Origin of the sequence: Pseudoalteromonas sp. S3260, assembly GCF_005886925.1 — a bacterium.
GTDB classification, from domain to species: domain Bacteria; phylum Pseudomonadota; class Gammaproteobacteria; order Enterobacterales; family Alteromonadaceae; genus Pseudoalteromonas; species Pseudoalteromonas tetraodonis.
Genome location: NZ_PNCV01000078.1, coordinates 21,821 through 31,100, shown reverse-complemented (window position 1 = coordinate 31,100; position 9,280 = coordinate 21,821). Strand labels below are relative to the sequence as shown.

Sequence of the window (9,280 nt, the reverse complement as noted above, 5' to 3'; positions counted from 1 at the left end):
GGCTTTTTTACGTCTGCAGAAAAGTGAAAATGCAGCTGAAAGGTAAAAGGCATCAGGTAAAAGTAAAAGAATAAGCGCCTAAAGCCTACTCTAACGCTGTGGACGACACCACGACATCTTGCAATAGAAGGCCTGAAAATAAAAGCATTATGAAAATATATCCGTTTGGGGTAATACCAATCCGCAATAATACTCAATCATTTTGCGGGGCTAAATGTGTCGCTATCTCTGTTAAAAAATTCTCATTTAGAACAACTAAATAGCGAATTTTTTGCCTAGCTATCAACCCGTTTTTCCTGCCTCAAAATAGACCGCTTAATTAAGCGAATTGGTATAAGTCTGGATGATGAAGTGAAAAGTAAAGTTTAAAAACCGACTATGCTTGTGCGTAGTTTGATTTATTACCTAACCAGCGGTGAATAAGAGGGTCTATATGCTGAGGGTATTGCTTAAGCATTTGTTGTGCGATGGGCCTTACTTGATTGAGTGTTTGTTTATCGCGTGTTAAATCAGCGATTTTGAATTCGGCTAAACCGGTTTGTTTAGTTCCAAGTACTTCACCTGGGCCGCGTATTTCTAAATCACGCTCTGCTATAACAAAGCCATCGTTACTATCGCGCAGTACTCCTAATCGCTTCTGTGCAGTCTGAGAAAGTGGTGCATGGTATAAAAGAACGCAATGCGATGCGGTTGCCCCACGTCCTACACGGCCTCGTAATTGGTGAAGCTGTGCTAAACCTAAGCGCTCTGGGTTTTCGATAATAATTAGGCTCGCATTGGGGACATCAACACCGACCTCGATTGCGGTTGTTGCGACAAGTACATGAATGTTCCCCGTTTTAAACTCACTCATAATGGCTTGCTTTTCAGTGGCTTTCATTCTCCCATGGACTAAACCAATATTAAGTTCAGGTAAGGCTTCTTTTAATTGTAAAGCACTGTCTTCAGCTGCTTGGCATTGTAATACTTCAGACTCGTCTATAAGAGTACATACCCAGTAAACTTGTCGACCTTGTTCATTACAGGCAAGTTTCACTCGACTAATGATGTCATCTCTGCGGGTATCAGGGATGGCAACAGTGGTAATTGGTGTTCTTCCTGGTGGTAATTCGTCGATCACTGAGGTTTCTAAATCGGCATAAGCAGTCATCGCGAGCGTACGTGGTATAGGTGTTGCTGTCATTACTAGTTGATGTGGATAACAATCACCAAAGCGCCCTTTTTCACGCAGTGATAAACGTTGATGAACCCCAAAGCGATGTTGCTCATCAATAATGATAAGTACGAGATTGTTAAATTTTACTTCATCTTGAAATAAAGCATGGGTACCCACAATCATCTGCGCTTCACCAGAGGCGATCATTGCAAGTGTATTAATGCGCTCTTTTCCTTTAGTTTTACCGCCTAACCAAGCAACGGTTATTCCAAGACTTTCAAACCAGCTAGAAAAGTTGATTCCATGTTGCTCTGATAAAATTTCAGTCGGCGCCATTAATGCAACTTGATAGCCCTGTGCTATCGCAGTTAAGGCGCTCAGGGCTGCGACTAGTGTTTTACCCGAGCCAACATCACCTTGAACTAATCGCATCATAGGGTACGCATTTTGTAAATCTGCTTTAATTTCTGATACCACACGACTTTGTGCGTTGGTTGGCGCAAAGGGTAATTGCGCCAAAAACTGTCCCTCTAATGAATTAGTAGGCTCAAGTGCAACGGCTTTAACTTGCTGTCCCTGTTCTCTTACTTTTAATAAACTGAGATTTTGAGCCAACAACTCTTCAAAAACGAGCCGTTGTTGTGCTGGGTGAGTCCCATGTTCAAGTGCAATGATATCAACGTCATTGGGGGGGCGGTGTAGTAATAATAATGCATCGCTTAACCCAAGTTGCGATGGTTGCCATTGTTGAGGTAGTAGCTCTTCTACTGCGTATTTTTGAAGCAATTCTATTGCCTGTTCACTCAACGCCCTGATAGAGAGTTGCTTTAACCCCTCGGTTGTTGAATAGACTGGCGTAAGTGTTGATGATGTTGGTTGCTGTTCAAAAGTGTCACTAATACTGTATTCAGGGTGGTTCATTTCAAAGCCAACACGTCCGCGACGTATTTCGCCAAAACAGCGAATTATTTTACCCGTGCTAAATGCGTTTTTTTGTGCTGCGGTAAAATTAAAAAATCGTAGAGTTAACCTACCTGTCCCATCATTTATTTGGCAAACCAGCATACGCCTTTTACCAAAGGTAATTTGGCTTGTTTCAATGGTTGCTTGAACCGTTACATGGCTATGTGCGGTGAGCTCACTAATAGCATAAATACGCGTTCTGTCTTCATACCTTAGCGGTAAATGAAAAAGCATATCTTGTACTGTGGTGATGCCTAGCTTTAAAAGTCGTTCAGCCATTTTAGGGCCTACGCCTTTAAGTTCTGTGATTGGGTATTGGCTTAAGCTAGGTTTAGACAAAGTAGGCTCAATTATTGTTATTTAGTGAGTTAAGTGTACTTATACACTGTATATGCATCAAGTATGTTTTAATGCCTGCCAAAATTGTTCATCTGCAACGATTTCGCCATGCTCATCAAGTGCGGGATAAGGTAAGCTCTTTTGCTTACACTGCCTTGCAATAATTGGGTGGCAGCCTTCAAAATACATTGGATGTTTTATTTCTTCACTCAGCATATTTCTATTATATAACCCAGCTAACTCACGTTGACGTTGTGCTTCGAATAAGATTAATGCTGCTGCAACGGATACATTTAACGATTGCACCATGCCTTGCATTGGAATAATAATGTTTTGATCTGCATATTCGAGCGCTTTTTCTGAGATCCCCGTTTTTTCTTGGCCGACAATAATTGCAGTGGGTTTAGTGTAATCAATTTCTCTAAAATCGACGGCATCTTCACTTAAATGAGTTGCCAAAATTTGTACATCGGGGTTATGGGCACGGATACTGGCTGCGGCATCATCTATGTTCCTGTGAAGGTGTGTGTCTAACCAGTTCTTACTGCCACCTGAGGTATTATTGGTTAGCCACTTTTGCTTTTCTGGCCAGACTGCATGCACATGATGGCAACCAACAGCATCGGCCGTTCTGACTATGGCAGATAAGTTATGGTGTTTATGTACGTCTTCTAAACACACGGTAAGATCGGTTTGACGACGTGAAAGTACACTTTCAATTCTTTGATAACGAGTTTGCTGCATGGGAGTCCTCTTTTTCGGCAAATTATACGAGATTTTTCACCTTAAGGCACCACTGTTCGGCTAATCGGGTTTTGTAATGAGATAAGGGTTTCGGTTGACTGAATAGCTTCTATTGCTTGTATTTTATTGATCAACACATCTTGTAGATGATCGATTGAGCGAGTCATTACTTTAATAAAAATACTGTAATTACCGGTGGTGTAATATGCTTCAACAACCTCTTCTAATGATTCAAGCTTAATCAGAGTTTGTGGGTAGTCTCTGGCATTATTTAAATTAATGCCGATAAAACAACATACATCGTAGCCAAGCTGCTTGGTATTAATGGTTAATTGGGTACCTGTAATGATCCCCGCTTGTTTCATTTTTTCAATTCGCACATGAATTGTTCCTGCACTGACACCGAAACGCTTTGCTAATTCAGCATAGGGTGTACGTGCATTATCCATTAATGCATGCAGAATCTGTTTGTCTAGATTATCGATTTGATAATTTTCCATAGGTTTAGTTGCTTTGTATTGTTGTATTTAATGTTTTTATACCATTTTTTTAATGATTTTAATATCGTAAAGCTATTTTTGTTATGGGTTATTGAATTAAACCGTTTAATTGTTACGATAACCATATTGAAGCGCTACTAAGCGCTGAGTCGCCAATACAATAACTGGGAATGAGGCCAATTATTATGAGTTCACACTATGTGCAGCAGCAGCAGCAAATAAGTAAAGTTAAACAGTTTTTTTCACAGCAATTAGAGCAAAAGTTAGGCTTAATTGAAGTACAGGCACCTATTTTAGCTAAAGTAGGTGACGGTACTCAGGATAACTTAAGTGGACACGAGAACGCTGTTGCGGTGAATGTTAAAGCCATTAAAGATAGCCGTTATGAAGTCGTGCATTCGTTAGCAAAGTGGAAACGTAAAACTTTGGGCGAGTATGGTTTCTCTAAAGGTGAAGGAATTTACACGCAAATGAAAGCGTTGCGACCTGATGAAGATTCATTAAGTCCAATCCATTCTGTGTATGTTGAACAGTGGGATTGGGAACAAGTTATTTGTGAAAGTACGCAGCGTTCTTTATCTACTTTGAAGCAAACGGTTGAAACTATTTACCAAGGTATTAAAGCTACTGAGAAATATGTTAGTGACAGCTTTGGTTTAACACCATTTTTACCCACAGAGATTACTTTTGTACATAGTGAAGCATTACGTAAAATGTACCCAGATTTTACAGCCAAGCAGCGTGAAAAGGCGATTACTCAAGAATACGGCGCTGTATTTTTAATTGGTATTGGGGGAGCATTGAGTGATGGCAAAATTCATGATGTGAGAGCGCCAGATTACGACGATTGGTCAACCCCGACATGCGAGCAGTACATGGGATTAAATGGTGATATTTTAGTATGGAACCCAGTGCTTGAAGACGCTTTCGAAATCTCATCGATGGGAATTCGTGTAAGCCCTGAAGTATTGCAAACTCAATTAAGTATTACGGGAGACGAAGACCGTTTAGAGTTTGACTGGCATAAGGCATTGCTAGAAAGTAGGCTTCCACAGACAATTGGCGGTGGTATTGGTCAATCTCGTTTAGCGATGCTGTTATTACAAAAACAACATATAGGGCAAGTGCAGGTAGGTGTGTGGCCAGCGCAAACCTATACAAGTGTAGACGGTTTACTATAAAAAGTTGGGGCTGTTACTAACAGCCCCTTATAATTAAGTTTTAAATTCAATTTCAATTTTATTATTTTCTAACTTAACACTACTCGGTGGGAAGTTACGGGTCGTTTTAAGCAGTTTATTGAAGATATGGATCTCTACATCCGAATGTAAAACGCTATTCACAGTCAATATGGCTTCATCGAGTAACGTATTCAGTTTTTGCTCTAAACCTGCTACCTGCTTTTCTAATTGTTCTGCTTGCTGACTATGGTGTAGCTGCGTGGTGCCAATTTTATTTATGAGTTCATTTTTTTTATCTGCATCTTTAATTAAATCTGCTTTTTCTAAAGCCGCTTGTAAACTATCAACTTGTTCATTTGTTGCTGTTAGTTCACTAAAAGATTTATCAATCTCTTTGGTCATTTCAGTGGCTGAAGCCGCTAAATTAATTACCATTTTAGCACCAGATTCATTACCTATCTCGCCGGCAATCAGTTTAGTGGCATCTAGAATTTCACCCCCAAATAGCCTTCCTTTAGGTAACTCTGATTGACCAATTTGTATTGTACTCTTTGCTTTCATTGAGCTGTGGCTAGCTTGACGTTCAAGCAGAATGTTATTAGCTTCAATGTAACAATATTGAGAGTGTGGGGCATGGACATCGCCTGCGCATATTATTCTACAAGACAGTGATTTATCTTCAGGCTTTTGATGGCCAATTACCCCTTGTTTTACAGTTATATCGCCTCCTGCGGTTAATTCGCCAGATTCAACCGTACCAAAAACGGTAATGTCGCCCGTTGCATTAATACGCATTCCTGGCTCTACATTTTTACTCACTATCACACTGCCTTCAAAGTCGATATGCCCTGTTTTTACCGACACATCGTTGACAGTAAAAATATCGTCAACACGCATGCCATTATTTATTTCAACCGGCACGCCAGCAATCGTAGAGAGTAATTCCATCGGATTATTTTTTGAGATTTCAGTGCCCTCACCTGCAATTAGAGTGTGAACCTCTCCGGGTTTTGCAGGTAATACATCGCCTAACACGGTAAACCCTTCTTTGCCTGGTGTAGCGGGTTGTTGCTGTACTAGTAACTCACCTGGTTTTACACTTGCTAACTTACCAAAGTCACGCATATCTACACTGCCATCTTCTTTTAATTTAGGGGCTTTGAGACGATCTTTAAGTGTTTGAACCATTGCGTTAAATTTAGTTGGTTTACCGTCTATAGGTAAGCGTCCTTTGGCGAGTGGACCACTGACTACGGAGCCAGGTGGGAGTTCAGATTGCTTTTGTAAAAGTTGCTCTAAAAATGCTTGCTTATAACCTCTTGCGACGTGCGCTTTAACTAATTCTTTTTTAGCTTCATCAAAACTCAGTGTTGCTCCCCCTTTAGCAAGAGTGAGCGTGCCCGTGGCTAGCATTTTATCATCACTTATCTCCACGCTTAAGGTGGCATCATGACGTGTTGCAACAACTAATATACGTTCAGGTGTTGCACTGCTGAAATAGTTATTTATGGCGTCATGATTGATTTCACATTCGCTGTAAGGCGATTGTTCAATTGCTTCAATGATAAAAGCAGCACTGGCGGGTGCAGATTTACTCGTATCGAGCAATACATTGCCATTATGAGCAAGCTTAAACACAAGTTATCCTTTTCTACTACTAAAGTAAGGTTTAATAAAATAACGTGATTATAGAGTGCTAGAATTTTAGTTTTGAGTCAAGAATTCATCAAAGTGTAGTTACAGATTGGAATAAAAGCTATGAGCGGCGCTCATAGCTTATAGAGGTTAGTTTGTTGAAGGAAGTTCCATAATGCCGTCTATTTCTACTTGTACACCTTTAGGTAGTGCACGAACGCCAATAGCAGCGCGAGCAGGATAAGGCTGTTTAAAATATTGGCTCATTACTTCGTTAACAATGGCAAAATTTGAAAGATCAGTAAGGTAAATATTTACTTTTACTAAATCTTGAATGGTGCCGCCAGCTTCTTCACAAACCGCACAAATATTTTTAAATACTTGGTGTGTTTGCTCGCTAAAGTCTTCAGATATAACGTCCATTGTTTCAGGGACAAGTGGAATTTGCCCAGATAAATAAACCGCTGTGCCCACTTTTACTGCTTGGCTGTATGTGCCAATCGCTGCAGGTGCTTTATCCGTTGATATAAATGCTTTATTCATGATGTTCCTATTTTATTTTTTACGATAGACTTTTTGTACATCCGGCATCACACGTATACGACGCATGATATTAGCGACATGGATACGGTTTTTAACTGTGATCCCTAAGTCTATCACGTATAAATTACTTTCTTTTTCATCGGTAGCTATTTCTACAATATTGGCCTGTGTAGTGGCGACCACATTGGTTAATTTAGCTAGCGCACCTTGGTGGTTAATAATTTCTACTCGTAAAGCCGCAATGTATTCTTTTTCTGGATTATCATCCCATTTTACGACTAGGTATTTTGAACGATCATTTTCCCAGCCACGAATGTTCTTACACTCTTGGCGATGAACCGTTAAACCTTTACCCTGGCTGACATGAGCTGTAATAGCGTCTCCAGGCACTGGACGACAACATTTAGAATAATTAACTAACATGCCTTCTGTACCAATAATGGTTGCTTTTGCACGTTTAGCAATATCGTTTAAGTCATCGTTATCGTTTTGTAATAAGCGTTTGGCAATCAGCATGCTCATTAAATTACCTGAGCCAATTTCTACCAGTAGCTCTAAGGTTGAAGAGAGTTCATGCTCCTCAAGCACTCGCGTAATATTTTCAGCTGGCAGGTTATCAAACTTGTTTTCACCTAGGGCTGAATCAAGTAAGCGACGACCTAATAATAATGCTTCTTCATGCTGTTGGCTTTTAAGGTAGTTACGTACGCCCAGTCGCGCTTTACCAGTAACAATAAAGTTAAGCCATGTTGCGTTAGGATGAGCGCCTGAGCTAGTAATAATTTCTATTGTTTGCCCAGTATCAATGGCTTTACTTAAAGGATAAGGTTTACGATTAACGCGTGCGCCTACACAAGTATTACCAACATCAGTATGAACGGCATAAGCAAAATCGACCGCAGTCGCGCCCATTGGCAGTTCAACGATGCGACCATCTGGGGTAAAGACATAAATTTCTTCAGGGAAGAGTTCGGTTTTAACGTTTTCAACAAACTCAAATGATGATCCCGCACTTTGTTGTAACTCTAGTAAGCTTTGCATCCATTGGCGAGCACGCTGCTGCGCAGTGTGACCCGCATTGTCGCCAGACTTTTTATACATCCAGTGAGCCGCGACTCCTTTGTCTGCCATGTGATCCATATCGTGAGTACGGATTTGAATTTCAACAGGAATACCATGCGGGCCAACCAAAGAAGTATGAAGTGATTGATAGCCATTAGTTTTTGGCACGGCAATATAGTCTTTAAAGCGGGTTTCAATTGGCTTATATAAGTTATGAGCAACGCCGAGTACGCGATAACAGGTGTCCATAGAATCTACCGCAATACGAAAAGCGTAAATATCCATGACTTCGTTAAATAGTAACTCTTTGTTGAGCATTTTTTTATAAATACTGTATAGATGCTTTTCACGGCCTGATACGGTGGCCTTTATGCCAGACTCCTCAAGGCGTGCTTCAATTTCTGTTTGAATATTTGAAATAACTTCTTTGCGATTTCCACGCGCTTTAGCCACTTCAGATTTAAGTGCACGATGACGCATTGGATACAGCGCTTGAAAACCTAAGTCTTCTAGCTCATTTTTTATATCGTGAATACCTAAACGATTAGCAATCGGCGCATAAATTTCTAGAGTTTCGCGAGCAATACGGCGGCGTTTATCAGGGCGAAGTGCGCCTAATGTTCGCATGTTATGCGTTCTATCAGCCAACTTGATTAAAATAACCCGAATATCTTGGGTCATTGCCATAATCATTTTTCGATAGTTTTCAGCTTGAAACTCTTTTTTATCTTTAAAGCTTAACTTATCAAGCTTGCTCACACCTTCAACGAGTTCAGCCACCGTTTCACCAAATATTTCAGCTAAATCTTGTTGGCTAAAATCGGTATCTTCAATCACATCGTGCATTAGTGCTGCCATGAGCGTTTCATGGTCAAGGTGCATGCTAGCTAGTATCTGAGTTACTTCAACGGGGTGAGTAATGTAAGGTTCGCCACTTGAGCGAGTTTGACCTTCATGGGCCTCTCGGGCTACCACATAGGCTTTTTGAACTAGCTCAACATCGTCTGCTGGCAAGTATTTTGAGATTTTCTTTTTAAGACCTTCAAAAAGATACATTCACACTCCAATGTTCTCGTGAAGCAAATAAGTTAGGATAAGTTACAAATATACGATGAAAACAAAGGATTGCCAACGGCTATAGTTGAAATACTATGCCG

General features: G+C 40.4%; 7 protein-coding genes. 1 reads left to right on the top strand and 6 read right to left on the bottom strand.

The features are described from left to right. Window positions 1-376: 376 nt before the first annotated feature. The 3 genes from recG to asnC are packed head-to-tail and all read right to left on the bottom strand — an operon-like array spanning window position 377 to window position 3,702. Entirely contained in the window at window positions 377-2,458 is a 2,082-nt protein-coding gene (gene recG / locus CWC14_RS13415; RefSeq protein ID WP_138563327.1) for an ATP-dependent DNA helicase RecG, read from the bottom strand. 57 nt (window positions 2,459-2,515) lie between these two features. Continuing rightward, window positions 2,516-3,202: a tRNA (guanosine(18)-2'-O)-methyltransferase TrmH gene (trmH, locus tag CWC14_RS13410; protein WP_076922926.1), complete on the bottom strand. Its 687-nt coding sequence runs from the start codon at window positions 3,200-3,202 to the stop codon at window positions 2,516-2,518. A 41-nt stretch (window positions 3,203-3,243) separates the two neighbouring features. Next, window positions 3,244-3,702, bottom strand: a complete 459-nt coding sequence (asnC, locus tag CWC14_RS13405) for a transcriptional regulator AsnC (RefSeq protein ID WP_013466068.1) — start codon at window positions 3,700-3,702, stop codon at window positions 3,244-3,246. A gap of 185 nt (window positions 3,703-3,887) precedes the next feature. Here asnC and asnA point away from each other — a divergent pair, with 185 nt between their 5' ends. After that, window positions 3,888-4,883: an aspartate--ammonia ligase gene (asnA, locus tag CWC14_RS13400; protein WP_138563325.1), complete on the top strand. Its 996-nt coding sequence runs from the start codon at window positions 3,888-3,890 to the stop codon at window positions 4,881-4,883. 33 nt (window positions 4,884-4,916) lie between these two features. Here asnA and CWC14_RS13395 read toward each other — a convergent pair whose 3' ends face one another. From CWC14_RS13395 to spoT, 3 genes are all read right to left on the bottom strand, one after another. Continuing rightward, the gene (locus tag CWC14_RS13395) at window positions 4,917-6,521 is read right to left on the bottom strand and encodes a flagellar assembly protein A (protein WP_138563323.1); all 1,605 of its coding nucleotides are present in this window, start codon (window positions 6,519-6,521) and stop codon (window positions 4,917-4,919) included. A 147-nt stretch (window positions 6,522-6,668) separates the two neighbouring features. Beyond that, window positions 6,669-7,061 carry a deaminase RidA gene (gene ridA, locus CWC14_RS13390; protein ID WP_013466064.1) on the bottom strand — a complete coding sequence of 131 codons (393 nt, stop codon included), beginning with the start codon at window positions 7,059-7,061 and terminating at the stop codon, window positions 6,669-6,671. A 12-nt stretch (window positions 7,062-7,073) separates the two neighbouring features. After that, window positions 7,074-9,179, bottom strand: coding sequence for a bifunctional GTP diphosphokinase/guanosine-3',5'-bis pyrophosphate 3'-pyrophosphohydrolase (gene spoT, locus CWC14_RS13385; RefSeq protein ID WP_013466063.1), 2,106 nt, complete (start codon window positions 9,177-9,179; stop codon window positions 7,074-7,076). Window positions 9,180-9,280 lie beyond the last annotated feature (101 nt).